Raw genomic sequence first — 26506 nt, 5'->3', positions numbered from 1 at the left:
ATCCCCCCTGCCGTGCAGGGAACCCTCGTGTCCGGACCCGCGCCGGGAAGTGAGAGAACGCGAGCCGTGGGTAGGGTCCGTTTCATGCCGCGCCGTCCCGGGGCGGCGCGGCAGACGCCCGTCCGGAACTCGACAGCGACAGCGAAGGTGCCATCCGTGAAACTGGCCTTCTCCACCCTCGGTGTACCCGGCCTCCCGATCGCCGACGTGGTGCGGCTCGCCGCCACCCACGGCTACCACGGCGTCGAGCTGCGCGCGCACCCCGAGGAGCCCGTGCACACCGGCCTCGGTCACACCGAGCGGGCCGACGTGGCCGCCGAGTTCAAGGCGGCGGGCGTCGAGATCCTGGGCCTGGCCGGGTACACGCGCGTGGCGGCGCCCGGCGACGACGCCCCGGTGATCGCCGAGATCCGCGAGCTCCTCGACCTGGCGCGGGACCTGGGCGCGCCCTACGTCCGGGTCTTCCCCGGCGCCGTCGAGGGCCAGAGCCCCGAGGACGCCGACGCGACGGCCGCCCGCCGGCTGGGCACGGCGGCCGAGTACGCCGCCGACCTCGACGTACGCGTCCTGTTGGAGACCCATGACTCGCACCGCACCGGCGCCGACGCGACCCGTGTCCTCGGGCTGGTCGGCCACCGGCAGGCGGGCGCCCTGTGGGACGTCATGCACACCTGGCTGGGCGGCGAGCAGCCCCTGACCAGCTTCGCCTCGCTGTCCCCGTTCCTCGGGTACGTCCAGGTCAAGGACATCGCGTCCCCGGACGACACCACCCCGCTGCCGCTCGGCGCGGGCGTGCTTCCCCTCGCCGAGTGCGTCGAGCTGCTCGCGCGCGAGGGGTGGGACGGGTGGCTGTGCTGGGAGTACGAGAAGCGGTGGTACGAGTCGGCCGCGCCGCTCGAGGGGCTGCTGGCCGGGGGGCGGGATCATCTGGCTCGGCTGCTGAACGAGTCTGCGTAACGGGTCTGCGTAGGGGTTGATTCCGTGCGTGGTCGGGTGCGGGCCGGTGGGGGCTCGTCGCGCAGTTCCCCCGCGCCCCTGATCCGACGGCGCCGGTGACGGCTCCCCACCCGCTTCTCACCCGCGCCGCGCCTGTCCGCGCTCTTGACTGGCAGTTATTTCCCGGATATCCGTGGCTCCTTGGCAGTTTCCTTCATACCCGCCCCTCCACGGGCCCCCGGGCCCTCCTGGGAAGGAGCGCACGTGCACACCTCCAGACGTACGCTGCTCGCGGCCACCGCGGGCGCGGCGGCGGCCGTCGCCGCCGGCGGCACCTCCGCACAGGCCGGCGACACCGCCACCACGCAGCACGAGGGCGACAAGCGGCTGCGCGCCCTCGTCTCCCGTATGACGCTCGAGGAGAAGGTCGGACAGCTCTTCGTGATGCGGGTGTACGGGCACTCCGCCACCGAGCCCGACCAGGCCGACATCGACGCCAACCTCGCGGAGATCGGCGTACGCACGGCCGCCGAGCTGATCGCGAAGTACCGGGTCGGCGGCATCATCTACTTCGGGTGGGCGCACAACACCCGTGAACCGCACCAGATCGCCGACCTGAGCAACGGCATCCAGCGGGCCTCCCTGGCCCGGCCCCGCGGCCTGCCCGTGCTCATCTCCACCGACCAGGAGCACGGCATAGTCGCCCGGGTGGGCACCCCCGCGACGCTCTTCCCCGGCGCGATGGCCCTCGGCGCCGGCGGCTCGCGCACCGACGCCCGCACGGCCGGCCGGATCGGTGGCACCGAACTGCGTGCGATGGGCATCCTGCAGGACTACGCCCCGGTCGCCGACGTGAACGTCAACCCGGCCAACCCGGTCATCGGCGTACGCTCCTTCGGCGCCGACCCCGAGGCCGTGGCGGGCCTGGTGGCCGCGCAGGTGAAGGGCTACCAGGGCGCCGGGGTCGCGGCCACCTCCAAGCACTTCCCGGGGCACGGCGACACCGAGACCGACAGCCACTACGGCTTCCCGGTCATCGAGCACACCGAGGCGCAGTGGGCCGAGCTGGACGCACCCCCCTTCCGCGCCGCCGTCGCCGCGGGCATCGACTCGATCATGACCGCGCACATCATGGTCCCGGCGCTCGACCCGGCGGGCGACCCGGCCACCCTCTCCCGCCCGATCCTCACCGGCATCCTGCGCGAACGGCTCGGCTACGACGGGGTCGTGGTGACGGACTCGCTCGGCATGCAGGGCGTCCGCACGAAGTACGGCGACGACCGGGTGCCCGTGCTCGCCCTGAAGGCCGGCGTCGACCAGCTCCTCAACCCGCCCGAGCTGGACGTCGCCTGGAACGCGGTCCTCGCGGCCGTCCGCGGCGGTGAGCTGACGGAGGCCCGCCTCGACGAATCGATCCTGCGCATCCTGCGGCTGAAGGCGAAGCTCGGGCTGCTGAAGGACCCGTACGTCACGGATCGCGGGGTGGACCGTGCCGTCGGGATTCCCGCGCACCTGAAGGCCGCCGACCGGATCGCCGAGCGGACGACGACACTGCTGGTGAACTCCGGCGGGCTGCTGCCGCTGTCGCGTCGTACGCACAGGAAGGTGCTCGTCGTCGGCGCCGATCCGGCCTCGCCGTCCGGCACCACCGGTCCGCCCACGGCCGTGCTGGCGGCCGCGCTCACCGAACTGGGCTTCACGGCCACGGCGTTGTCCACCGGCACGGCGCCCTCCGCCGCGACCGTCGCGAAGGCCGTCGCCGCGGCCCAGGACGTGGACGCGGTGCTGGTGGGGACGTACAACGTCACCGCAGCCTCCAGTCAGCGGACCCTCGTGGAGCAATTGCTCGCGACGGGCCGCCCGGTGGTCGCGCTGGCCATCCGCAATCCGTACGACGTGGCCCACCTGCCGGGCGTGAAGGCCTACCTGGCGTCGTACTCGTGGACGGACGTCGAGCTGCGTGCCGCGGTGCGGGTGCTCGCCGGCCGGGCCGGCCCGCGCGGCAGGCTGCCGGTGCCGGTGCAGCGCGCGGACGATCCGGCCCGGGTGCTGTACCCGGTGGGGCACGGGCTGACGTACTAGGGCCGATGCGCGGGGCGTGCGTACGGCCCTGGCGTACGGGGCCTACGACGCGCCTCGCGCGGGCCGCCCCCAAGTGGCCCAAAACACCCCGTATGCCCGACGGGGCCCGTCCCGGCGGGCCACGCTGGGCGGGGAACGGGGGGTGTCATGCGCGGTGCACAAAGCTTCGCGGGCGTGCTGTGCGCGCTGCTCGTGGCGGTGGCGGCGGCTCTGTCCGGGTGCGGGCGGTCGTCCGGGGGCGACGGCGGCGGTGCGCGGGAGAGCACCGCGGCGCCGGCCCCGACGCGGACCTTCGGGTACGGGGTGGTGTTCCTCGGGATCGACGAGTGCAGTTCGTTCGGGCGCGAGTCGTTCACCGAGGTGCCCTGCACCGGCGAGCGGGCCGCGGCCCGGGTGGTCGCCCGGCACGACGGCGGCGCGGACGAGGGTCCGCCCTGCCCCGCCACCACGGACTTCGTCCTGCACATCAGCGAGCAGAAGCCGCCGGCCGGCGAGGACGGCGGCGGCACGGTCCCGCGGGGCTACGCCTGTATGCGCGGCCTGCAGGCCCCGCACCCCGGCGACCCGGGCGGCGGCGGAGGCCCCCGCACCATCGTCGGCGACTGCGTCCACGACGTGGGGACGGGCCAGGTGCGGGAGACCACGTGCGACCGGAACGGCGGCGGGGACGGCAGGACGCCCGGGTACCGGGTGACCTCGGCCGTGGAGCGGCGTTCCGACTGCCCCGCGTCGACGCGGCTGTACGTCCGGCTCGGCGGGCCGAAACCGGTGGGCTGCGCCCGCCCGTCGTAGCCCGGGGGCTCGACGGACGGGCGCGGCACGCGGAACCCGCGCGGGACTACGGACGGAGCTGGCGCTCGACCGTGCGCTTGTCCAGCTTCGAGTCGTACTTCGCCAGCGGCTTCGCCTTCCGCGGGTCCGCCTGGACGGCGGCCGGGGCGACGCCCGCCCACTGGAGGATGCGGGCCGTGGCGAGCGCCTTCTGGTCGGGGACGAGACCCGCGACGTTGGCGCCGTGGTTCAGGCCGGGGGCCGTGAAGACGTACGCGTCACGGGCGCCCTTGCCGAGGTGGAACGGCTCGGCACCCCACGGGTCGTTCTGCCCGTACACGAACAGCATCCGGTTCGCGTGGTGCCTGACCCAGGAGTCGACGCTGCGCATGACGCCCGGCTGGAACGTCATCTCGATGTCGCGCGGCACGAAGTTCCGCGGCGGCTGGTAGCCGTAGCGGATGTACTTCTTCTCGATGTGCGGGAAGCCGATGGTGGGCGCACCGAGCTGCGTGCCGGCCTGGTAGTAGTACGGCGTGTACGGCGTCAGACCCTGGTCCGTGTAGGCCGAGAAGCCGGAGATCGTGTCGATCGACGTCCAGATCTCGTCGTCCGTGGCGTTCTTCGCGTCCGCCGGGATCGTGTCGCAGTCGGCGAGCAGGCTGTACTGCCAGAAGCCCCACACGTAGTCGAGGACGACCGCCTCGTAGGCCCGGTCCAGACCGCCGATCGTGTTGAAGGTGTAGCCCTCGGCGGCGGCCAGCTCCTTGTACTTCTTCTCCAGCGGCGTACGGCGCACGAGCGCCTCGCGCTGCACCGCGTTCAGCTTGGTGCGGCACTCCTTGGTGCCGACCTTCGCGAAGAACCGGTCGTACGCCGAGTCCTCCTTGTTCACCACGTCGTTGGGGGCGACGTACGCGACGACGCCGTCCATGTCACGCGGGTAGAAGCGCTCGAAGTACGTGGCGGTCATGCCGCCCTTCGAACCGCCGGTCGAGACCCACTTCTTGTCGTAGACCGGCTTGAGGGCCGTGAAGATGCGGTGCTGGTCGCTGGCCGCCTGCCAGATGTCGAGCTTCGACCAGTCCGCCGGCGCGGGCCGCGACGGGGTGAAGTAGCGGTACTCCATCGAGACCTGGTTGCCGTCCACGATCTGGGTCGGCTCGCGGCGGCTCGGGGTCGTGGAGACGTTGTAGCCGCCGGTGTAGAAGACCGTCGGGCGGGCCGTGTCCTTGTGCAGCACGGTGATGCGCTGCTGGAAGGTGCCCTTGGACGGGTGCCGGTGGTCGACCGGCTGGGTGTAGTTGAGGACGAAGAAGCGGTAGCCGGTGTAGGGCTTCTCCTCGATCAGGCTCATGCCCGGTATCGCGAGGAGGCGGTCCTTGATGTCCGCGGCCTCGTCCGTGACGAGTGTCGGGCCGGAGGCTTCCGGCTGGGCGGCGGTGGCCACCCCGGCCGTGCTCGCGGTGCCTATGAGCACCACGAGAGACAACAGCCATCTGAGCGTCTTGCGCATGCGTTCTCCCCTGAATACGCAGATGTCCGCCGGAACCTAGCGGAGCGACAGCGGACACACCAGGGGAGGTTGCGGGCATTGCGGACAGGTCCGTACGAAGATCGCACGACCGGGGGCCGGGCGGGCGGGAACGGCGGGCTCAGCAGAGGATCCAGCCCGTGCCGACCGAGCCCGAGCCGACCGCCCCCCTGATCCGTACACAGCGGTGACCGGCGTGCACCTTCACCGGACCCGCGTACCGCACGAAGCGGCCCGCGTTCGGCACCCGCTCGCTCCCGCGGGCCTGCACGCTCACCATCATGTAGCGGCGGGCGCCCACCTTCTTGGGGTAGGTCACCGCGCACACGTAACCGCTCTTCTTGTGGACGTTCACGAAGCCGGTGGAGAAGGTCAGCGTGCGGACCTTCCGTCCGGCGCACGGTGCCGCCGCCGACGCGTCACCCACCGGGCCCGCGAGCGCCAGCAGCCCGGACGCCGTCAGCACGGCGGTACCGAGCGCGAGGCGTCGGCGTATCGCGCCCATGTCCACTGGTGTCCCTCCACGGCCCGCTGCGACCGGCGTACTGCTCCGATGGCGTACTGCTCCGACGTACTGCTGTACGGACGCATGACGTACGGCGAACGGTTGCCCTACCCGTCGGTTGCGGCTTTTCTGCGTGTTCACGACGTATTTCGTCCCGCGGCTCAGGTCGTGGTGGCGACCGGGTCCGGCTCCCCCACGAACGTCCGCCACAACTGCGCGTACCGGCCGCCCCGCGCGAGCAGTTCGTCGTGGGTGCCGTCCTCGGCGACCCGGCCGCCGGCCATCACCACGACCCGGTCCGCCCGTGCGGCCGTGGTCAGCCGGTGGGCGACGACCAGCGTCGTACGGCGGCCCGCTATGCGGTCGGTGGCCTGGTTGACCTGGGCCTCGGTGGCCAGGTCGAGCGCGGCCGTGGCCTCGTCGAGGAGCAGGATGTCGGGGTCGACCAGCTCGGCGCGGGCCAGCGCGATCAGCTGGCGCTGGCCGGCGGACAGGTTGCGGCCGCGCTCGGCGACCTCGTGGAGGTAGCCGCCGTCCAGCGTGGCGATCATGTCGTGCGCGCCGACCGCGCGGGCCGCCGCCTCCACCTCGGCGTCCGTGGCGTCGGGGCGGCCGTACGCGATGGCGTCCCGGACCGTGCCCTGGAAGAGGTACGCCTCCTGCGGGACGACGCCGAGCCGGTGCCGGTAGGAGGTCAGGTCGAGCGAGCGCAGGTCCGTGCCGTCGACGGTGACCCGGCCGCCGGTGGGGTCGTAGAACCGGGCGACGAGTTTGACCAGGGTCGACTTGCCCGCGCCCGTCTCGCCGACGAACGCGACGGTCTGCCCGGCCGGGATGCTCAGCCGCACCCCGCTGAGCGCTTCCTCCGCCTCTGCGGCGGGCCCGTACGCGAAGTCCACGTCCTCGAAGGCGATCTCGCCGCGCAGGGACAGCACGTCGAGGGGCTTCTCGGCGGCCGTCGTCGAGGTCGGCTCCCGGAGCAGTTCCTGGATCCGGCCGAGGGAGACGGTCGCCTGCTGGTAGCCGTCGAAGACCTGCGAGAGCTGCTGCACGGGGGCGAAGAACAGGTCGATGTAGAGGAGGTACGCCACCAGCGCGCCGGTGGTGAGGGTGCCCGCGTCGACCCGGCCCGCGCCCACGACCAGCACCGAGGCGGCGGCCACCGACGACAGCAGCTGCACGAACGGGAAGTAGACGGAGATCAGCCACTGCCCGCGGATGCGGGCCTGACGGTAGCTCTCGCTGCCCTCCGCGAAGCGCCTGCCGCCCGCGCCCTCGCGGCGGAACGCCTGCAGGATCCGCAGTCCCGCCACCGACTCCTGGAGGTCCGCGTTGACCACGGACACCCGCTCACGGGCCAGTTCGTACGCCTTCACGCTGGACCGGCGGAAGAAGAACGTGCCGACGATCAGCGGCGGCAGCGTCAGGAAGACGATCAGCGCGAGCTGGACGTCGATCACCAGCAGCGCGGCCATGATGCCGAAGAACGTGACGACGGAGACGAAGGCCGTGACCAGGCCGGTCTGGAGGAAGGTGGACAACGCGTCCACGTCCGTCGTCATCCGGGTCATGATCCGGCCGGTCAGCTCCCGCTCGTAGTAGTCGAGCCCGAGCCGCTGGAGCTGCGCGAAGATCTTCAGCCGGAGCGAGTACAGGACCCGTTCGCCGGTGCGTCCGGTCATCCGGATCTCGCCGGTCTGCGCCACCCACTGGACGAGCACGCTGACCAGCGCGATCACCGAGGCCGCCCACACCCCGCCGAGCGCCATCTCGGAGACGCCCTCGTCGATGCCGTGCCGGATCAGGACCGGCAGCAGCAGGCCCATGCCCGCGTCGACGGCGACGAGGCCGAGGCTGGCGAGCAGCGGCAGTCCGAAGCCCCGCAGCAGGCGCCGCAGCCCGTAGGAGTCCTCGGGCGTGACCGCGCGTGCCTCGTCGATGACCGGGGTGTCGGTGGCGGGCGGCAGCGCGTCGACCTGGGCGAGGAGTTCGGGGGTGGCGGGCGTGCCGGCCAGCGCCATGTCCTTGGGCTCGCGGTCACCGGTCCACAGCCGCGGGGTGACACCGCGCTCGGCGTCGAACTCCGCGTCTAGCTCCTGCCGTACGGAGGTGTCCTCGGGCGGACAGGACCGCGCGGGGGACCGCTCGGGGTGGCCGGGGGAGGCCGCGCCCAGCTCGTCCGGGTCGGTGAGCAGGCGGCGGTAGAGCGGGGAGCGCCCGGTCAGCTCCTCGTGCGTGCCGATGTCGGCGAGGCGCCCGCCGTCCAGGACGGCGATGCGGTCGGCGAGGTTGAGGGTGGAGCGGCGGTGGGCGACGAGCAGGGTCGTGCGGCCGGCCATGACCCCGCGCAGGGCCTCGTGGATCTCGTGCTCGACCCGGGCGTCGACGGCCGAGGTGGCGTCGTCGAGGACCAGCAGGCGCGGGTCGGTGAGGATCGCGCGGGCCAGGGCCACGCGCTGGCGCTGGCCGCCGGAGAGGGTCAGGCCCTGCTCGCCGACCTTGGTGTCGTAGCCGTCGGACAGCGCGGTGATGAAGCCGTGCGCCTGGGCGGCCCTGGCCGCCGTCTCGATCTCCTCCCGCGTGGCCTCGGGGCGGCCGTACGCGATGTTGGCGGCGACGGTGTCCGAGAAGAGGAAGGAGTCCTCGGGGACGAGGCCGATGGCCGCCCGCAGGGAGTCGAGGGTCAGCTCGCGCACGTCGAGGCCGCCGATGAGGACGGCTCCCCCGGTCACGTCGTAGAAGCGCGGCAGGAGCAGGGAGACCGTGGACTTGCCGGAGCCGGACGAGCCGACGACCGCGAGGGTCTCGCCGGCGCGGATCTCCAGGCTGAGGCCGTCCAGGACCGGGCGGGCGTCGTCGTAGGCGAAGGACACGCCGTCGAACTCGACGGTCGCGGGGGCGTCGGCCGGGAGGTCCTTCGTGCCGTCCTCGATGGACGGCCGGGTGTCTATCAGTTCCAGGACGCGTTCGGCGCCGGCCCGGGCCTGCTGGCCGACCGTGAGAACCATGGCGAGCATGCGCACGGGGCCGACGAGCTGGGCGAGGTAGGAGGAGAAGGCCACGAACGTGCCCAGCGTGACCTCGCCCCTCACGGCCAGCCAGCCGCCGAGCGCCAGCATGGCGACCTGGCCGAGGGCCGGGACCGCCTGGAGCGCGGGGGTGTACTTGGAATTGAGGCGGATCGTACGCAGGCGGCCCGCGAAGAGGCGGCGGCCGATCTCGCGGAGTTTCCCGGTCTCCTGGTCCTCCTGCCCGAAGCCCTTCACCACGCGTACGCCGCTGACCGCGCCGTCGACGACCCCGGCCACGGCGGCGGCCTGCGCCTGCGCGTACCAGGTCGCGGGGTGGAGCCTGGAGCGGCTGCGCCTCGCGATGAACCAGATGGCGGGGGCGACGGCCAGGGCGACGAGGGTGAGCGGGAGCGACAGCCAGGCCATGATGCCCAGCGAGATCAGGAAGAGCAGGACGTTCCCGATCGTCATCGGGAGCATGAAGAGCAGGCCCTGGATGAGCTGGAGGTCGCTGGTCGCGCGTCCCACCACCTGGCCGGTCGACAGCTCGTCCTGGCGCCTGCCGTCGAGGCGCACGATCGTGGCGTACATGTCCGTGCGCAGGTCGTGCTGGACGTCGAGCGCGAGGCGGCCGCCGTAGTAGCGGCGGATGTAGGTGAGGACGTAGACGAGGACGCCGGCGCCGACGAGCGCGCCGGCCCAGGGGCCCATGGCGCGGGAGTGGTCCCCGACGACGTCGTCGATGATCACCTTGGTGATGAGGGGCACGAGGGCCATGACGGCCATGCCCGCGAGCGAGGCGCCCAGCGCGAGCACGACGTCCTTCGGGTACCGCCAGGCGTACCCGGCCAGCCGCCGTGCCCATCCCCGCTGCGTTGTCACTCCTGATGCCTTCCCTCGGCCCTGATCGTCCGGAAGGCACCAACACCGCTGGAACCGGATTTCATCCCTCCGCAACATTCGGCCGCAATATTTCAGAGGCGTACGCGCAGGGAGTAGAAGCGGGTGGTCTGGGTGGTGCCCTGGTTGTCGTCGCTGACGAGGAGGACCCGCAGGGCGCCTCGGCTGCCGCCGGTGACGGTCATGCCCTCGATGTTGTCGAGGAGCGGGTTGGGCTGCGGCTGCTTGGCGGTCGCGCCGAGGGAGGGGCAGTCCACGAGGTCGGCGAGGAGGGTCTTGCGGACCAGGCGTACGCCGTCCTGGCCGGTCAGCGCCTCGACGCGGGAGGTGTCCGTGGCGTGGCGGAGGTCGGCCAGGTAGAGGCGGACCGTGTTGCCGACCCCGGCGGTGAAGCCGCGCTCCAGGACGAGGAGGCGGCCGTCGGGGGCCGCGGCGGTCTCGACGAGGCCGAGGCCGGTGTCGGTGCGGTAGCCGTACTGGGCGGCGAGCCGGAAGTCCCGGCCGCCGTGACCGCCGTGACCGCCGTGGCGCTGCCAGCTCTGGAGGCGTACGACGCCGGGGGTGTCACCGGACAGGGAGCCCTCCATGCCGGCCAGCAGGGTGCGGCCGCCGGGCAGGAGGGTCAGCGCCTCGAAGGTCTGGTTGGACGTGGCGCGGCCTGCGGGGGCGACGCGCAGGGCGTCCGGCACGGGGAGGCGGTCCAGGAGGGCGCCGTCGCGGCCGTAGCGGCGTACCGAGGGCTCGGTCTCGGAGGACACGAGCCGGGTGCCGTCGCGGTCGACGACGAGCCCCTCGGAGTCGAGCGCGGCGCCGCTCTCGTCGGCGAGCGGCACGGTGGAGCGCGGGCTCAGGGTCCTCGGGTCCAGGGTGAAGAGGGAGGACCGGTCGGACAGCGCGACGAGCGCTCCGTCGCGGTCCACGGCCAGCGCGGAGAGGTTGCCGACGAACGTGCCCTCGTACGTCGTCTTGTCGAGGGCGTCGGAGAAGCTCTCGATGCTGACGGCGGACGAGCAGGCGCCGCCGCGCGGGGAGCCGGCGGGGCCGCTGTGGGCGGTGGCGGGCCCGGCGGCGGTGACGCAGGTGGCCGCCGCCAGGCCGGCGGCGAGGGTGACGAGTACGGATCGCAGACGCATGGCGTCACGGTAGGGGGAGCGGGTTGAGGACGGGGGACCTGCCCGTGAATTCCGGACAGTGGGCAACCGTACGCGTCGTACCGGCGGCCCAGGTGCGTGCGCGCGTTCCAGTCCGCGCCATGCCGACCGCGGCGCGTTCACCCGACGAGCGGTTGGGTAGGAACAGCGCGAGCCGTCGAAGGGCGAGAGAGCTGTGACGAACACCGAGAGCGATCCTTACCGGTGCGGCCAGTTGTACGCGTCGTTGGAAGCACTGTTCATCATCGGCACAGGAGACAGAACCCTCAGCCGGCCGGAAGTGTTCGCGCGGGCTTCCCGTGCTCCCAGCGCCGAGTTGCGAAGACACCTTCGGTCGGCGGGCGAGCAAGTCGACGAAGCCAAGAGGAAGAAACCCGAGCAGGCAGCGGCGGCTGCCGAGGTGTTCGCCGAGATCCCGGGTTTCATACCGCTGGGCGGGATACCCAAAGGCGGCTTCGACAACAGCCGGTCTCAGGACTTCAACGATGGCCGCTGCTCGCAGATCTCCGCATACAAGGCGAAGTTCACGTCATTTCTGGCCTAGCCCTGAGCAGCCCGGGGGCGGACCCGGGTGACGGGCCCCGCTCACAGCTGAGTCCCAGGTCCACCACAGCCCGCGCCCAAACCCCCCGCGCACGATGCCCTGGTGACATCTGCCACCGATCCGTACCCCCACGCCCCCGCCCCCGCGACCGCGGCCGTCGCGGCGGCGCCGACCGCCGAGCCGGACGCGCGGCCCGCGCAGGCGCCCCGCTGGTCGTTGCCCGCGCTGGGCGCGATCCTCGTCCTGGCCGGCGTGCTGTACTCCTGGAACCTCTCCTCCTCCAGCCTGAACAGCTTCTACAGCGCCGCCGTGCTCAGCGGCACGCAGAGCTGGAAGGCATGGTTCTTCGGCTCGCTGGACGCCGGGAACTTCATGACCGTGGACAAGCCGCCCGTCGTCCTGATGGTCATGGGGCTGTCCTGCCGTGTCTTCGGGTACGGCACCTGGCAGATGATGCTGCCGCTGGTCGCCGCCGCCCTCGGCACGATCTGGATCCTGCACTCCTCGGTCAAGCGCGTCTTCGGACACGGCCCGGCCGCCGTCGCCGCGCTCGTCCTCGCGCTCACCCCGATCACCGTCGCCATCAACCGCGACAACAACCCGGACACGCTGCTCGTCCTGCTGATGGTCGCGGGCGCCGCCCTGGCCCTGCGCGCCGTCCGCAACGGCAGGCTGCTGCCGCTGGTCGGCTCGGCCGTCTGCTTCGGCTTCGCCTTCAACACCAAGATGCTCCAGGGCTACATCGCCCTGCCCGCCGTCTTCGCCGTCTACCTGTACGCGACACGGGCGGGCCTGCTCCGCCGCGTACGCAACCTCGCCGTCGCCGCGGTCGCCCTCGCCGTCTCCAGTTTCTGGTGGGCCGCCGCCGTGTCCTTCGTGCCCGCTTCGTCGCGGCCGTACATCGGCGGCTCCACGGACGGCACCGCCTGGGACCTGATCATGGGCTACAACGGCCTCGGCCGGGTCCTCGGCGGCGAGGGCAACGGCGGGGGCGGCGGAGGTGGCGGAGGCGGGTTCTCCGGGACCGCCGGGATCGGCCGGATGTTCAACGAGGTGCTGGGCGGCCAGATCTCCTGGCTGCTGCCCTTCGCCGGGATCGCCCTCGCCGGCGGACTCGTCCTGCGCGGACGCGCCCCCCGTACGGACCTCACGCGCGCCGCGCTGCTCCTGTGGGGCGGCTGGACCGTGCTGCACTACCTGACCTTCAGCCTCGCCGAAGGCACCATGCACCCGTACTACACGACCGCGCTCGCGCCCGGCATCGCGGCGCTGTGCGGGGGCGGCGGGGCGATGCTCCTGCGCGCCTTCCGCACGGGTGACGCCCGGCGCTGGTCCTGGGTGCTGCCCGTGGCGTTCGCCGCCACCGGCGTCTGGGCCGTCGTCCTGCTGCGGCGCGCCTCCGGCTGGAACAGCTGGCTGTGGCCCGCCGTCGCCGCGGTGATGGTCCTGGCGATCGCGGGGCTGTTCCTCTTCCGTTCCGGGCGCCGGGCGCGCTTCCTCTCCGGCGCCGTGGCCGCCGCCGTCGTCGCCTCCCTCGCCGGGCCGGCGGCCTACGCCGCCTCCGTGCCCTCGGGTTCCGGCGGCGGCATGGGCGGTACGAACCCGACGGCCGGCCCCACCACCGGCGGCGGCATGGGCGGCGGCCCGGGCGGCGGTGGCGGCCGGGGCGGCTTCCCCGGCGGCGGCCAGGCTCCCGGCGGCCAACAGCAGGGCGGTCAGCAGCAGGGCGGCGCGGAAGCCGGCGGCGAGGCACCGGGCGGCGGCCAGACGGGCACGCCTCCCGGCGGTACCCCCAGCGGCGCTCCCAGTGGCGCCCCCGACGGCCAGGAGCAGGGCGGCGACCAGACCGGCACCCCGCCGAACGGCGCGGGCGGCGGCGGCATGGGCGGTGGCGGCATGGGCGGCGGCGCCGACAGCGCCATGACCTCCTACCTGGAGAAGCACCGGGACGGCGCCAAGTGGCTGGTCGCGGTCTCCAGTTCGCAGAGCGCGGCCCAGATGATCGTCAGCACCGGGCAGCCCGTCATCTCCATGTGGGGCTGGTCCGGCAGCGACAAGGCGATGACCCTCGCCAAGCTGAAGGAACTCGTGAAGAAGGGCGAGCTGCACTACATCGTGCTCGGCGGTGGAGGCATGGGCGGGGGCGGCGGCACGGGCGGCGGCTCCGACAGCGTCAGCTCCGAGGTGACCGCCTGGGTCCAGGAACACGCCACGGCGGTGAAGACGAGCGAGTACGGCAGCGACTCCTCCTCCGGATCCTCTGAGTCCTCCCAGTCGTCCGAGTCCTCCCAGTCCTCCGACTCCGCCGACTCCCAGAACACCCAGAACACCCAGGCGCTCTACCGCCTGGACGCGTCGGACGTCAACTAGGGCCAGCCCTAAGCCAGTTGGGGTAAACCCTGCCTCTTCGCAGCCCTCGGACCGGAAACGGCCGAGGGTTGCGTCGTATGCGGGAACGTCACACAAAAGACTCCTCCCCGTTACGCAAGAGCCCTCATGTCCATGCCACGCTCCCGATTGACCGAAGTGTCAACACGCGTAGAACGCGGACCCGTTGTTCCGGACCCATCCCCCGGACCCGCGTACCGGCGCGTGCCGTTCTCGGGAAAGGGCACCCCATATGTCCGTTGCGCAGCTTGGCAAGTGGAAGGCGCTGGCGGCCGGCGTCTCCGCCGTCCTCGTCGGCCTCACCCTCCCGACGGTCGCCGCGACCCCCGCCGCGGCCACCAGCACCGCGTACGACGACACGTACTACGCGAACGCGATCGGCAAGACCGGCACGGCCCTGAAGGGTTCGCTGCACACGATCATCAGCAACCAGACGAAGATCTCGTACTCCGCGGTCTGGGAGGCGCTCAAGGTCACCGACCAGGACCCGAACAACAGCAGCAACGTGGTCCTGCTCTACTCGGGCATCTCCCGCAGCAAGACGCTCAACGGCGGCGACGTCGGCGACTGGAACCGCGAGCACGTGTGGGCCCAGTCCCACGGCGACTTCGGCACCTCCGCCGGCCCCGGCACCGACCTGCACCACCTGCGGCCCGAGGACGTCCAGGTCAACAGCATCCGCGGCAACAAGGACTTCGACAACGGCGGCAGCAGCTTCACCAACAGCGGTGGCAGCCTCACCGACTCGAACTCCTTCCAGCCCCGCGCCGCCGTCAAGGGCGACGTCGCCCGGATGATCCTCTACATGGCCGTCCGCTACGAGGGCGACGACGCCTGGGCCGACCTGGAGCCCAACGACGCCGTCACCAACGGCAGCGTCCCCTACCACGGCCGCCTCTCCGTGCTGAAGCAGTGGAACGAGGCCGACCCGCCCAGCGCCTCCGAGACCCGTCGCAACGAACTGATCTACAGCACCTACCAGCACAACCGGAACCCGTTCATCGACCACCCGGAGTGGATCGAGGCGATCTGGTAGACCGCGGCAGGCCACTGCCGGCCGAGGTGGACCGACGGTGAAGGGCGCTGAACTCCCCGTGACGAAAAGGGAGTTCGGCGCCCCAGCTGTCTCCTCGGTTACGAACCCATGACATTGGGGCGTACAACTGGAAGCGCGCCGATCGAGTCGAACTCTCTGAACGCGGCATTCCGCGCACCGAAGCGGAATCCGACCGACTCGAAAGGCCCCCGCTCTATGTCCCGAGCACACCGCAGGACCCGTACGCGTCTCACCGCCCCCCTGGCAGCCGCGGTGCTGCTCGCCGGAGGATTCGGCGCCATGGCCCTCACCGGGGCCTCGGCCCAGGCGGCCACCACGGCGGCGGACGCGCAGGACGACTTCAACGGCGACGGCTACGCCGACCTGGTCGTGGGCGCCCCGAACGGCACGATATCGAGCAAGGCCAAGGCCGGTTACGTGGCCGTCACCTACGGCTCCGCCGACGGCGTCTCCGCCGCCGACAAGAAGCTCATCAGCCGCTCCACCAGCGGCGTCCCGGGCTCCGCCACCGCGAACCAGCAGTTCGGGTCCACCTTCACCAAGGGCGACCTGGACGGCGACGGCTTCGGCGACCTGGTGATCTCCGGCGGCAAGGCCGGCTCCGTGATCCTGTGGGGCTCCGCCTCCGGACTCACCGGCGGCACGGCCCTGGCCGGCTACAGCTCCCCGCAGACCGGCGACTTCGACGGCGACGGCAAGACGGACCTCACCCTGTTCGCCCACCAGGACGTCCAGGGCGACGACCCCGAGAACACCACCGGGACCGTGTGGAAGGGCCCCGTCTCGCGTGCCGGAACGCCCGCCGCCACCATGCCTCTCCTGAAGACCGGCGAGGCGATCAGCGGCCCCGTCGACACCACCGAGTCCGGCGACGTCAACGGTGACGGCAAGGACGACATCGTCGCCTTCCACTACGAGGGCGACGGCGTCTGGGGCAACAGTCTGCTGCTCGGCGGCGGCAGCGCCGGCTTCACCAGGAGCTGGGTCCCCGGTGAAGCCGCGGGCAACAAGATGGGCACCGGCATCGGGGACGTCAACAACGACGGGTTCGACGACGTCGTGGTCGGCAACGACTGGGGCGGCGGCAACGTCAAGGTCGCTCTGGGCTCGGCCACCGGTCTGTCCTCGGACCGCGTCCAGACCTTCAACCAGGACTCGCCCGGGTTCCCCGGAGCCGAGGAGGAAGAGGACGAGATCGGCGCGTCGGTCTCGGTCGCGGACGTCACGGGTGACGGCTACGCCGACATCGCGCTCGGCATCCCGGGCGAGGACGTCGGCGACATCTACGACACCGGCTCGGTCGCCCTGGTCCCCGGCAGCGCCGCCGGTGCCACCGGTGCCGGGACGCAGGTCTTCCACCAGAACACCGCCGGAGTTCCCGGAGTCGCCGAGAACAGCGACGAGTTCGGTGTGAGCACCGCCCTGCTCGACCTCAACGGTGACGGCCACCGCGACCTCGCGGCCGGTTCCACCGCCGAGAACGAGCAGAACGGCGCGGTCTGGATCCTGAACGGCACGGCGAGCGGCCTCACCGCCACCGGGTCCTTCGCGTTCGGCGCGGGCACCCTCGGCGCCCCCGCCACGGCCGCCCACTTCGGCGCGCTCCTGCGCTGAGCGACGGGTCCACGGACATGAGGGTGGGGCGGCCGGGTGCCGCCCCACCGTCATGTCCGGGCCAGGAACAGTTGTGCCCGCGCGCGGTTCAGTCCAGGTGCGTCGGCGCGAACATCCGCAGCCGCGCCGGCAGCACGACCACCGAGGGGCCGGGCGTGGCGAGGGCCTTGGCGAGGTCGGCGGCGAGGGTGTCCGGCGTGGTCCGTACGCCCGGGACGCCGAAGGACTCCGCGAGCGCCACGAAGTCCGGGCGGGTCAGTTCGGTGGCCGTGGCCTGCCCGAAGGCGTCCTCCATGTACGCGCGCAGGATGCCGTAGCCGCCGTCGTCGACGATGAGCCAGGTCACGTTCAGGCCGTGCTGCCGGGCGGTGGCGAGTTCGGCGATCGAGTAGAGCGCGCCGCCGTCGCCGGAGACCGCGAGGACGGGATGGGTGGGGTCGGCGACCGCGCCGCCGATCGCCGCCGGGAAGGCGTAGCCGAGGCCGCCCGCGCCCTGGGCGGAGTGCATGGTGTTGGGGTGGCGGGCGTCGAAGGCGGACCAGGCCCAGTAGGCGAGGATCGTCATGTCCCAGAAGCTCGCGGACCGGTCCGGCAGGGCCTCGCGGACGGCGGCCAGCACCCGCTGCTCCAGGGTGAGTTCCTGGGAGTCGATGCGTTCACGGACCAGGCCGAGCACGGTGCGTACACGGTCCGCGGCCGTGGGGTCCCGCCGCTCGGGCACGGTCTCCAGGAGTGCCGACAGGGCGAGGCGGGCGTCCGCGTGGATGCCGAGGGCCGGGTGGTTGGACTCCAGCTTGCCGAGGTCGGCCTCGATCTGGACGACCCGGCCGCGGGGCTTGAACGTGTGGTAGTTCGAGGACAGTTCGCCGAGCCCCGAGCCGACGACGAGGAGGACGTCGGCGTCCTCCAGGAAGTCGGTGGTGTGCCGGTCCTCCAGCCAGGACCGCAGCGACAGCGGGTGGTTCCAGGGGAAGGCGCCCTTGCCGCCGAAGGTGGTGACGACGGGCGCGTCGAGCCGTTCGGCGAGCTGCCGCAGTTTGCCCGACGCGTCGGCGCGTACGACACCGCCGCCCGCGATGATCACCGGGCGGGCCGCGTTCGCGAGCAGGTCGGCGGCGACGGCGGTCAGTTCGGGGCGCGGGGGCAGGTCGTGGGGCGCGGCGTCCACGGCCGTGACGACGGGCAGGTCCGTCGCGGCGAGCAGCACGTCCTGCGGGATCTCCACCCACACCGGACCGTGCGGGGCGGTGAGCGCCGACTCCCAGGCCTCGGCGATCGCGGAGGGGATCTGCGACTGCGTACGGACCGGGTGGACGGACTTGACCACGCCCCTGAACGAGGCCTGCTGGTCGGGCAGTTCGTGCAAGTAGCCGTGGCGGCCGCCGCCGAGCCCCGCGCGCGGGACCTGGCTGCCGACGGCGAGGACGGGCGCCGACGCCGCCGCGGCCTCCTGCAGCGCGGCCAGCGAGGTCAGGGCGCCCGGTCCGGTCGACAGGAGCAGTGGGGCCGCCTCGCCGGTGATGCGGCCGTACGCGTCCGCCGCGAACCCCGCGTTGTTCTCGACCCGCAGGCCGACGTAACCCAGGTCGGAGCGGCGCAGCGCGTCGAACACGCCGAGCGCGTGCTGGCCCGGCAGGCCGAAGACGGTGGTCGCGCCGAGACCTGCGAGGGTCTCCACGACCAGGTCTCCGCCGGTGCGGCCGGGCGGCGGGTTCAGTGCGGCCTCCGTCTGCGCGGCGGTGGGGCGGAGCACCAGGTCGTGGTCGTGGGTCACTGCGCTCGGGCCTCTGCAATCTGGCGGGACATGATGGTGGTGAGTTCGTACGCCGTGTGGGAGGCGGCGACCGAGGTGATCTCGGCGTGATCGTACGCGGGGGCGACCTCGACGACGTCCGCGGAGACCAGCCGGCAGGAGGCGAGGCCCCGCAGGATCTCCAGCAGTTCGCGCGAGGTCATGCCGCCGGCCTCGGGGGTGCCGGTGCCGGGCGCGTGGGCCGGGTCGAGGCAGTCGATGTCGATGGATATGTAGAGCGGGCGGTCGCCGATGCGCTGCCGGAGCTGGTCGGCCACCTCGTCGGCGCCGCGCCGGTAGATGTCGGCGGAGGTGACGATGCCGAAGCCCATCTTCTCGTCGTCGCTCAGGTCCTGCCGGCCGTACAGCGGGCCGCGGGTGCCGACGTGGGAGAGCGCCTCGGTGTCGAGGATGCCCTCCTCGACGGCCCGCCGGAACGGGGTGCCGTGCGTGTACTCGGCGCCGAAGTACGTGTCCCAGGTGTCGAGGTGCGCGTCGAAGTGCAGGAGCGCCACCGGGCCGTGCTTGCGGGCGACCGCGCGCAGCAGCGGCAGCGCGATGGTGTGGTCGCCGCCGAGGGTCATCAGCCGGGCGCCGGTGCCGAGGAGTTCGTCGGCGGCGCCCTCGATGGTCTCCACCGCCTCGTTGACGTCGAAGGGGTTCGCGGCGATGTCCCCGGCGTCCGCGACCTGCGCGAGGGCGAACGGCGAGGCGTCCTGCGCCGGGTTGTAGGGCCGCAGGAGCCGGCTCGCCTCGCGGATCGCGTTCCCGCCGAAGCGGGCCCCGGGCCGGTACGAGACGCCCGCGTCGAACGGCACGCCGACCACGGCGACATCGGTCCTGCCGACCTCGTCGAGGCGGGGCAGCCGGGCGAAGGTGGCCGGGCCCGCGTACCGCGGTACGCGGGAGGAGTCGACGGGCCCGCGGGGCGTCTCGTTGCTGTTCATGGACCGGTGCTCTCTTTCCTGCGGTTCACGCGCTTCACCGCGTGTGCGCGTCTTCTGCCGGTCCTGACGCTAGGTGGCCGGAGGGCAGCGCTGAAGTGTACGTTTCATCCACTCGCAGTGGAGCAGAGGGAGGAAACATCCACCGTGCCGGACCCTGCCGTCACCGCCGCCCCCGCCGTCCCGCCCACTGCGCCGGTCCCGCTGGCCGCGCTGCTGGGCCGGGAGGAGCTGGGCCTGCGGCAGATCGCCGGCCCGCGCGATCCGGCCACGGTGATCCACTGGGCGCACACCTCGGAGATGGCGGACCCGTACCCGTACCTGCTCGGTGGCGAGCTGCTGCTCACGGCGGGGGTGCACGTTCCACGAGCGGCGGGGCCGGGCCCCTGCTTCGACGCGTACGTGTCGCGGATCGTCGAGGCGGGGGGCGCCGCGCTCGGCTTCGGGGTGGCGCCGGTGCACGACACGGTTCCGCGGGCCCTGGTCGAGGCCTGCGACCGGTACGGGCTGCCGCTCGTGGAGGTGCCGCCCCGCACGACCTTCTCGGCCGTGGCGCGGGCGGTCTGGCAGCTCATGGCCCAGGCCCGGCACACCGAGCTGCGGCGTGTCACGGAGGCCCAGCAGAGCCTGGCCGCCGCCGCGGCGCGTCCGGACCCGGTCCCGTCGGTGCTGCGGCAGCTCGCCGCGCGGGTGGGCGGCCGGGCCGTGCTGTACGCGCCGGACGGCGGGGAGGCGGCTTCGGCGGGGCGCGCGCCGGGAGCGGGCACCGGGGCGGAGGTGGACGGGGCCCTCGCCGGGCTGGCGGCCGTGGTGCGTCCCGCGGGCGGCGGGTCCGGCACCGGCCCCGCCCCCTCCTCCGCCAGTGACACCGTCGCCGGTGCGCATCTGGCCGCGTACGCCCTCGGGGCCGGCCGGGGTTTCGTGCTGGGCGTGGCGGCGGCGCGCCGCGACCCGGGCGACCACACCATCGCGTCCGTGGGAGCGGTGCTGCTCTCGCTGCTGACCGGGGAGCAGCAGAGCGGTACGGGGGCGGCCCGTTCCTCGGCGCTGGTCCGCCTGCTGCTGGGGGCCGCGCCGCAGGAGGTGGCGCCCCTGCTGGACGCCGGGGAGCTGTGGGTGGTCGTGCACGCGCGGCCGGACGGTCCGGCGCCGGACGCCGTGGCGGCGTCGGCGCTCGGGACGGTGCTGGGGTCGCCGCTGGTGGACGTGGACGGGGACGTCGTACGGGTGCTCGTCCCCGTGGGGCACCGCCCCGAGCCGGCCGCCCCGTCCGGGTGGACGTGCGGGGTGAGCGCGGCCGTCGCGCCGCGCGAATGGGGGGTCGCCGACGCCCAGGCGGGCCGTGCGCTGGCCCGGGCGAGGGCGACGCGGTCAGCGCTGGTCCGGCACGGCGACGGGCGGCTCGGGCTCGCGGGGCTGATCCCGCCGGACGAGGCCGCCGCGCACGCCCGTACGGTCCTGGCGCCGATCGCCGGCACCCCGGCCCTCACGGAGACCCTCCGCACGTGGCTGTCCCTGCACGGCAGCTGGGACCGGACGGCGGTGGCGCTGGGGGTGCACCGGAACACGGTGCGCCAGCGGGTGAACCGCTGCGCGGCGCTCCTGGCGACGGACCTGGACGACCCGGACACCCGCATGAACCTGTGGTTCGCCCTGAGCCACATCTGAGCACCTTCGCTCCTCGACCGCCGGACGGCCCGAAAAGGCAGGGCGCGGCCCGCCTTTCAGGGGCGCGGGGAACTGCGCGACCGGCCCCCACCGGGCCGTCACCCGGCACCACACCCCGGCCACCCCGCCCCCGAACCCCCGAGTGACACACATCCCACGGTTCGATACCCGGCGTCACCCCGCGGAGCGCACCGGCAGAATAGGGGCATGCCGATACCCGCAACCCCCAGCCGCGCCGACCTCCTCGACCACCTCGTACGGACGCGTATCGCGGGCGACGTGGCCACCCCCCGCGAGAACAACCTCTCCCACTACCGCAAGCTCGCCAACGGCGACCGCAACTACTGGCTCGGCCTGGAGCTCGGCGACCGCTGGACCGACGAGCAGGACGTCCTCGCGGTCATGGCGGAGCGGTGCGGCGTGAACGACGACCCGGAGTACCGGTACGGCCAGGACACCATCGACCCGGAGCTGACGGTCGACGCGCTGGAGCGGATGGCGGGCCGGCTGCGCAAGGCCGCGGCGGGCCGGCAGCGCGTGCTGTTCGCGACGGGCCACCCGGGCGGCCTGCTGGACGTGCACCGCGCGACCGCCGCCGCCCTGCGCGCCGCGGGCTGCGAGATCGTGGTGATCCCGGACGGTCTGACCACGGACGAGGGGTACGTCTTCCAGTTCGCGGACGTCGCCGTCCTGGAGCACGGCGCGACGCTGTGGCACACCCACTCGGGCGAGCCGATGCGGGCGATCCTGAAGGGCCTGGAGGGCGAGGGCCGCCCGCTCCCCGACCTGGTCGTCGCCGACCACGGCTGGGCAGGCTGCGCGGGCCAGCTGGGCGTGGACTCCATGGGGTACGCGGACTGCAACGACCCGGCCCTGTTCCTCGCGGAGGCGGAGGGCACGGTCCAGGTGACCGTCCCCCTGGACGACCACGTCACCAGCCCCCGCCACTACGACCCGATGACGGCGTACCTGCTGGACGCGGCGGGCCTCACGAACACCGGCTGAGCGGCTAGCGGGGGATCCGGACCACGCCCTCCTGGATCACCGTGATCGCGAGCCGGCCGTCCCGCGTGTAGATGCGGGCCTGGCCGAGGCCCCGCCCGCCGGACGCGGACGGCGACTCCTGGTCGTACAGCAGCCATTCGTCGGCGCGGAACGGCCGGTGGAACCACATCGCGTGGTCCAGGCTGGCCCCGACGACGTCCCCGGTGACCCAGCCGCCGCGCCCGTGGGCGAGCAGCACGGAGTCGAGGAGCGTCATGTCGGAGACGTACGTGGCGAGGCAGACGTGCAGCAGCGGCTCGTCGATGGCGCCGTCGAGCTTGCCGTTGGTGCGGAACCACACCTGCGAGCGCGGTTCGCGCGGCTCGCCGACGCTGGCGAACGGCGGCGCGTCGACGTAGCGCAGGTCGACGGCGGCCCGCGCCTCCAGCATCCGCCGGGCCACCCCCTGGTCGCCGTACGCCGCCAGGTACCGCGGCAGCATCTCGGCCGTGGTCTCCAGGGTCTCCGGATCGGGCGCGGGCGGCATGCCGGCCTGGTGGTCCATGCCCTCCTCGTACGTCTGGAACGACGCGGAGAGGTGGAAGATCGGCTGCCCGTGCTGGACGGCGACCACCCGGCGGGTCGTGAAGGACCGGCCGTCGCGGATGCGGTCGACGGTGTAGACGATGGGCGCGCCCGGGTCCCCGGCGCGCAGGAAGTAGGCGTGCAGGGAGTGGGCGTGCCGGTCGGCGGGGACCGTACGCCCCGCGGCGACCAGCGCCTGCGCCGCGACCTGCCCGCCGAAGACGCGCGGGACGACGGCGAAGCGTGACTGGCCGCGGAAGATGTCCTGCTCGATCCGCTCGAGGTCGAGCAGATCGAGCAGGGACTCAAGTGCCTGACTCATGTGCCAGTTCTACCGTGCGGTGTTTCTCGGATGGTTTCTCAGCCGTTTCGCCGTGCTGCCCGGGTCCTACAGGCCCATGTTCTTGGCGATGATCGACTTCATGATCTCGCTGGTGCCGCCGTAGATGCGGTTGACGCGGTTGTCCGCGTACAGCCGGGCGATCGGGTACTCGTTCATGAAGCCGTAGCCGCCGTGCAGCTGGAGGCAGCGGTCGATGACGCGGTGCGCGACCTCGGTGCAGAACAGCTTCGCGGACGCGGCCTCGGCGGCCGACAGCTCGCCCTCGTCGAGGGCTTCCAGGGCGCGGTCGGCGACGGCCTGCGCGGCGTCCACCTCGGCCTGGCAGGCGGCCAGCTCGAACTTGGTGTTCTGGAAGTGGGAGACCGGCTTGCCGAAGACGGTGCGCTCCTGCACGTACTCCTTGGCGAAGCGGACGGCGGCCGCGGCCTGGGCGTACGCGCCGAAGGCGATGCCCCAGCGCTCGGAGGGCAGGTTGCCGCCGAGGTAGGAGAAGCCCTTGTTCTCCTCGCCGAGGAGGTCCTCGAGCGGCACCTTCACGTCGACGAACGCCAGCTCGGCGGTGTCGGAGGTCTTCAGGCCGAGCTTGTCGAGCTTGCGGCCCACCGAGTAGCCCTCGGACCTGGTGTCCACGGCGAACAGCGAGATGCCGAAGCGGCGGTCCTCGGCCGTGGGCGCGGAGGTGCGGGCGCAGACGATGACGCGGTCGGCGTGCACGCCGCCGGTGATGAACGTCTTGGCGCCGTTGAGGACGTAGTGCGTGCCGTCCTCGGAGAGCTTCGCGGTGGTCTTCATGCCCGCGAGGTCGGAGCCGGTGCCCGGCTCGGTCATCGCGAGCGCCCACATCTCCTCGCCGGAGACGAACTTCGGCAGGAAGCGCTTCTTCTGCTCGTCGGTGGCGAGCGCCTTGATGTAGGGCAGGCCCAGCAGCACGTGCACACCGGAGCCGCCGAAGGAGACGCCCGCGCGGGCGGTCTCCTCGTACATCACGGCCTCGAACTTGTACGAGTCGATGCCGGCGCCGCCGAACTCCTCGTCCACGCGGATACCGAAGACGCCCAGTTCGGCGAGCTTGTAGTAGAAGTCGCGGGGCACCTGGCCCGCCGTGAACCACTCGTCGTAGACCGGGACGACCTCGGCCTCGATGAAGGCGCGCAGGGTCTCCCGGAACGCCTCGTGATCCTCGCTGAACACCGTACGGCGCACCGCCGCCACCTCCACCTGGCTCGAAGTTCCTGTCTGAGCGCACCATGTCTAAGCGCTTGCTCAGTTCCACGTTACCGGCCGGTCACGACCAACGTCCAGACCAGGCCGCGCAGGCGTCCCGAGACGCTCGTCACGCCCCGGCCGTCCCGGCCGCTCGGGCCGTCCCGGCCGCCGCGAAGGCGCCCCTCGCCATACGGTGCAACAGTTCCGCCGTGCCCGCCCGCCCGGGCAGCGCCCCCGGCCGCCCCAGGTGCGGTGTGGAGTTGAGGAGACCGAAGACCGAGTGCACGGCCGAACGGGCGCCCGGTTCGGCCAGGCCGGGGTGCAGCTCGCGCACGACCGCCACCCACAGTTCGACGTACTGGCGCTGCAGCTGCCGCACCAGCTTGCGGTCGCTGTCCCGCAGGCGGTCCAGCTCGCGGTCGTGCAGGGTGATCAGCGGGCGGTCGTCGAGCGCGAAGTCGATGTGCCCCTCGATGAGCGAGTCGAGGAGCGCTCCCGGGTCCCCGTCGGACTCCGCCACACGGCGCTTGCCCCCGGTCAGCAGCTGCTCGCTGATCCCGACCAGCAGCTCGGCGAGCATCGCGTCCTTGCCCGCGAAGTGCCGGTACAGGCCGGGGCCGCTGATGCCGACCGCCGCGCCTATCTCGTCGACGCCCACCCCGTGGAACCCGCGCTCGGCGAAGAGCCGGGCGGCCTCCTTGAGGATCTGCTCGCGGCGGGTGGGGGCGTCGGTTCTGGTGGCCATGCGAACGATTCTAGACAGGACGGTTAGCGCTCGTTAACCTGAGCGAAACGCGTTAACGCTCATTAACCTGTTTCAGCGACTTGGTTCATTGACCGGTGACCACCGGATGAGGGGACCGCAGGATGCACGAGGCACCGGAGCTCCACAGCGCGGCCGATCCCGCGTCGGAGACCTGGCGGGACAACGAGGCGGCACACCGCGCGCTCGTCGACGAGCTGCGGCACAAGCTCGCCGCGGCGCGCCTCGGCGGCGGCGAGCGGGCCCGCGCCCGGCACACCGCCCGCGGCAAGCTGCTGCCGCGCGACCGCGTGGACACGCTGCTCGACCCCGGCTCGCCGTTCCTGGAGCTGGCCCCGCTGGCGGCCGACGGGCTGTACGAGGGGCAGGCCCCGGCGGCGGGCGTCATCGCCGGCATCGGCCGGGTCGCGGGCCGCGAGTGCGTGGTGGTCGCCAACGACGCCACGGTCAAGGGCGGCACGTACTACCCGATGACGGTGAAGAAGCACCTGCGCGCCCAGGAGGTGGCGCTGGAGAACCGTCTCCCCTGCGTCTACCTGGTGGACTCGGGCGGCGCCTTCCTCCCGATGCAGGACGAGGTCTTCCCCGACCGCGACCACTTCGGCCGGATCTTCTACAACCAGGCCCGCATGTCGGGCGCCGGCATCCCCCAGATCGCGGCCGTCCTCGGCTCGTGCACGGCCGGCGGGGCGTACGTCCCCGCGATGAGCGACGAGGCGGTCATCGTGCGCGGCCAGGGCACGATCTTCCTCGGCGGCCCGCCGCTGGTGAAGGCCGCGACCGGCGAGGTCGTCACGGCGGAGGAGCTGGGCGGCGGCGAGGTCCACTCCCGCGTCTCCGGGGTCACCGACCACCTGGCGGAGGACGACGCGCACGCGCTGCGCATCGTCCGGACCATCGTCTCCACCCTTCCCGACCGTGGCCCCCTGCCCTGGTCGGTCACGTCCGCCGTCGAGCCGAAGGTGGACCCGGCCGGGCTGTACGGCGCGGTGCCGGTCGACTCCCGCACCCCCTACGACGTGCGCGAGGTCATCGCCCGCGTGGTGGACGGCTCACGCTTCGCGGAGTTCAAGTCCGAGTTCGGGCAGACCCTGGTCACCGGCTTCGCCCACATCCACGGCCACCCGGTCGGGATCGTCGCCAACAACGGCATCCTGTTCTCCGAGTCGGCCCAGAAGGGCGCCCACTTCATCGAGCTGTGCGACCAGCGCGGCATCCCCCTCGTCTTCCTGCAGAACATCTCCGGGTTCATGGTGGGCCGCCGGTACGAGGCCGGGGGCATCGCCAAGCACGGCGCCAAGATGGTGACCGCGGTGGCCTGCGCGCGCGTACCGAAGCTGACGGTCGTGGTCGGCGGCTCGTACGGCGCGGGCAACTACTCGATGTGCGGCCGGGCGTACTCGCCGCGCTTCCTGTGGATGTGGCCGAACGCCAAGATCTCCGTGATGGGCGGCGAGCAGGCCGCCTCCGTCCTCGCGACCGTCAAGCGCGACCAGCTGGAGGGGCGCGGCGAGTCCTGGCCGGCGGCGGAGGAGGAGGCCTTCAAGGACCCGGTCCGCGCGCAGTACGAGACCCAGGGCAGCGCCTACTACGCGACGGCCCGGCTCTGGGACGACGGCGTGATCGACCCGATGGAGACCCGGCAGGTGCTGGGTCTGGCCCTGACGGCTTGTGCGAACGCCCCGCTGGGTGAACCCCGGTTCGGCGTCTTCCGGATGTGAGGGGACC

At 72.6% G+C, this 26506-nt stretch carries 19 protein-coding genes; 10 read left to right on the top strand and 9 right to left on the bottom strand.

The window, feature by feature from the left end; translation table 11 throughout:
• Nucleotides 1-156 precede the first annotated feature (156 nt).
• The 3 genes from QFZ75_RS24670 to QFZ75_RS24660 all read left to right on the top strand — a co-directional run bounded on the left by QFZ75_RS24670 (nucleotide 157) and on the right by QFZ75_RS24660 (nucleotide 3810).
• Entirely contained in the window at nucleotides 157-957 is an 801-nt protein-coding gene (locus QFZ75_RS24670; RefSeq protein WP_307540205.1) for a sugar phosphate isomerase/epimerase, read from the top strand.
• 243 nt (nucleotides 958-1200) lie between these two features.
• Entirely contained in the window at nucleotides 1201-3018 is a 1818-nt protein-coding gene (locus QFZ75_RS24665) for a glycoside hydrolase family 3 protein (RefSeq protein ID WP_307540204.1), read from the top strand.
• A 147-nt stretch (nucleotides 3019-3165) separates the two neighbouring features.
• Nucleotides 3166-3810: a hypothetical protein gene (locus QFZ75_RS24660; RefSeq protein ID WP_307540202.1), complete on the top strand. Its 645-nt coding sequence runs from the start codon at nucleotides 3166-3168 to the stop codon at nucleotides 3808-3810.
• 46 nt (nucleotides 3811-3856) lie between these two features.
• Here the strand turns inward: QFZ75_RS24660 and QFZ75_RS24655 are convergent, their stop codons facing one another.
• From QFZ75_RS24655 to QFZ75_RS24640, 4 genes are all read right to left on the bottom strand, one after another.
• Nucleotides 3857-5305: a S28 family serine protease gene (locus tag QFZ75_RS24655; protein WP_307540199.1), complete on the bottom strand. Its 1449-nt coding sequence runs from the start codon at nucleotides 5303-5305 to the stop codon at nucleotides 3857-3859.
• A gap of 139 nt (nucleotides 5306-5444) precedes the next feature.
• On the bottom strand, nucleotides 5445-5834 hold the full coding sequence (locus tag QFZ75_RS24650) for a hypothetical protein (protein WP_307540198.1): 390 nt from the start codon (nucleotides 5832-5834) through the stop codon (nucleotides 5445-5447).
• Between the two features lie 155 nt (nucleotides 5835-5989).
• Nucleotides 5990-9721, bottom strand: coding sequence for an ABC transporter ATP-binding protein (locus QFZ75_RS24645; RefSeq protein WP_307540197.1), 3732 nt, complete (start codon nucleotides 9719-9721; stop codon nucleotides 5990-5992).
• Between the two features lie 92 nt (nucleotides 9722-9813).
• The gene (locus tag QFZ75_RS24640) at nucleotides 9814-10872 is read right to left on the bottom strand and encodes an esterase-like activity of phytase family protein (RefSeq protein ID WP_307540196.1); all 1059 of its coding nucleotides are present in this window, start codon (nucleotides 10870-10872) and stop codon (nucleotides 9814-9816) included.
• 193 nt (nucleotides 10873-11065) lie between these two features.
• On the opposite strand from QFZ75_RS24640, the gene QFZ75_RS24635 reads away from it, so the two are divergent.
• The 4 genes from QFZ75_RS24635 to QFZ75_RS24620 all read left to right on the top strand — a co-directional run bounded on the left by QFZ75_RS24635 (nucleotide 11066) and on the right by QFZ75_RS24620 (nucleotide 16493).
• A complete protein-coding gene (locus QFZ75_RS24635; RefSeq protein WP_307540195.1) occupies nucleotides 11066-11434 on the top strand; it encodes a hypothetical protein in 369 nt (122 codons plus the stop codon).
• A 102-nt stretch (nucleotides 11435-11536) separates the two neighbouring features.
• Nucleotides 11537-13804, top strand: a complete 2268-nt coding sequence (locus tag QFZ75_RS24630) for a glycosyltransferase family 39 protein (RefSeq protein WP_307540193.1) — start codon at nucleotides 11537-11539, stop codon at nucleotides 13802-13804.
• Nucleotides 13805-14054: 250 nt separating this feature from the next.
• Nucleotides 14055-14858, top strand: coding sequence for an endonuclease I family protein (locus tag QFZ75_RS24625; RefSeq protein ID WP_307540192.1), 804 nt, complete (start codon nucleotides 14055-14057; stop codon nucleotides 14856-14858).
• A gap of 216 nt (nucleotides 14859-15074) precedes the next feature.
• The gene (locus QFZ75_RS24620; protein ID WP_307540190.1) at nucleotides 15075-16493 is read left to right on the top strand and encodes an FG-GAP and VCBS repeat-containing protein; all 1419 of its coding nucleotides are present in this window, start codon (nucleotides 15075-15077) and stop codon (nucleotides 16491-16493) included.
• A gap of 88 nt (nucleotides 16494-16581) precedes the next feature.
• Here the strand turns inward: QFZ75_RS24620 and QFZ75_RS24615 are convergent, their stop codons facing one another.
• Both QFZ75_RS24615 and speB read right to left on the bottom strand, forming a co-directional pair.
• On the bottom strand, nucleotides 16582-18267 hold the full coding sequence (locus tag QFZ75_RS24615; RefSeq protein WP_307540188.1) for a thiamine pyrophosphate-binding protein: 1686 nt from the start codon (nucleotides 18265-18267) through the stop codon (nucleotides 16582-16584).
• Complete coding sequence (speB, locus tag QFZ75_RS24610; RefSeq protein WP_307540186.1) at nucleotides 18264-19232, bottom strand: agmatinase; 969 nt, start codon at nucleotides 19230-19232, stop codon at nucleotides 18264-18266. Before speB ends, QFZ75_RS24615 begins: the two co-directional genes overlap by 4 nt.
• A gap of 144 nt (nucleotides 19233-19376) precedes the next feature.
• On the opposite strand from speB, the gene QFZ75_RS24605 reads away from it, so the two are divergent.
• Together QFZ75_RS24605 and QFZ75_RS24600 are read left to right on the top strand one after the other, a co-directional pair.
• Nucleotides 19377-20897, top strand: a complete 1521-nt coding sequence (locus QFZ75_RS24605; RefSeq protein WP_307540184.1) for a PucR family transcriptional regulator — start codon at nucleotides 19377-19379, stop codon at nucleotides 20895-20897.
• A 207-nt stretch (nucleotides 20898-21104) separates the two neighbouring features.
• Nucleotides 21105-21902, top strand: coding sequence for a phosphatase (locus QFZ75_RS24600; RefSeq protein ID WP_307540182.1), 798 nt, complete (start codon nucleotides 21105-21107; stop codon nucleotides 21900-21902).
• A 4-nt stretch (nucleotides 21903-21906) separates the two neighbouring features.
• Here QFZ75_RS24600 and QFZ75_RS24595 read toward each other — a convergent pair whose 3' ends face one another.
• The 3 genes from QFZ75_RS24595 to QFZ75_RS24585 form a co-directional block, all read right to left on the bottom strand.
• Entirely contained in the window at nucleotides 21907-22788 is an 882-nt protein-coding gene (locus tag QFZ75_RS24595) for an acyl-CoA thioesterase II (protein WP_307540180.1), read from the bottom strand.
• 66 nt (nucleotides 22789-22854) lie between these two features.
• Nucleotides 22855-24012, bottom strand: coding sequence for an acyl-CoA dehydrogenase family protein (locus QFZ75_RS24590; RefSeq protein ID WP_307540179.1), 1158 nt, complete (start codon nucleotides 24010-24012; stop codon nucleotides 22855-22857).
• Nucleotides 24013-24142: 130 nt separating this feature from the next.
• A complete protein-coding gene (locus QFZ75_RS24585; RefSeq protein ID WP_307540178.1) occupies nucleotides 24143-24760 on the bottom strand; it encodes a TetR/AcrR family transcriptional regulator in 618 nt (205 codons plus the stop codon).
• Between the two features lie 122 nt (nucleotides 24761-24882).
• Here QFZ75_RS24585 and QFZ75_RS24580 point away from each other — a divergent pair, with 122 nt between their 5' ends.
• A complete protein-coding gene (locus tag QFZ75_RS24580; protein WP_307540176.1) occupies nucleotides 24883-26499 on the top strand; it encodes a carboxyl transferase domain-containing protein in 1617 nt (538 codons plus the stop codon).
• Nucleotides 26500-26506 lie beyond the last annotated feature (7 nt).

Origin of the sequence: Streptomyces sp. V3I8 (assembly GCF_030817535.1) — a bacterium.
Classification (GTDB): Bacteria; Actinomycetota; Actinomycetes; order Streptomycetales; family Streptomycetaceae; genus Streptomyces.
Note: the sequence above shows the minus strand (reverse complement) of the source record. Positions and strands in the feature narration are given on the sequence as shown.